At 67.8% G+C, this 515-nt stretch carries 1 protein-coding gene; it reads left to right on the top strand.

Annotation, left to right across the window (positions count from 1 at the left end):
* Window positions 1–515: YhfC family intramembrane metalloprotease (locus HUW62_RS47695; protein ID WP_176438229.1), on the top strand; the 515-nt coding region annotated here is incomplete at both ends.

Below are 515 nucleotides of genomic sequence, written 5' to 3' on the forward strand. Positions count from 1 at the left end.
TCCCAGCTCCTCACCCGGTTGCCGTTGACGCAGGCGCTTCAGTACGCGCTGCGTGACGAGCTCAAGAGTTCAGAGCTTTTTCGCAACGTCATGCTGGTGGTGCTGTGTCTCTCCGCGGGGCTCTTCGAGGAGACGGCGCGGCTGTGGGTGTTCGCGCGTCCGTTGAAGGCCTGGCGACGCTGGCGCGACGCGGTGGGGTTTGGCGTGGGGCACGGGGGGCTGGAGTCCGTGCTGCTGATAGGCGGCATGGCGGCGCTGGGGCTCGTCAACATGGTGGCTCTGGCGAACCTGGACCCGTCGACGCTGCCGCTCACGCCGGAGCAGGTGGCGGAGGTGGTGAAGGCGAAGGCGACCTTCGCGGCGCTGCGTTGGTGGGAGCCGCTGCTGGGCGCGTACGAGCGGGTGGGCGCCATGGTGATGCATGTCGCCTTTTCGGTGCTGGTGATGCAGCGCTTCGTGCGCGGGAGCATCCGCTGGTACTGGCTGGCGGTGGGATTCCATGCCCTGGCCAATCT

It is taken from the genome of Myxococcus sp. AM011 (assembly GCF_013372595.1).
Taxonomy (GTDB): Bacteria; Myxococcota; Myxococcia; order Myxococcales; family Myxococcaceae; genus Myxococcus; species Myxococcus eversor.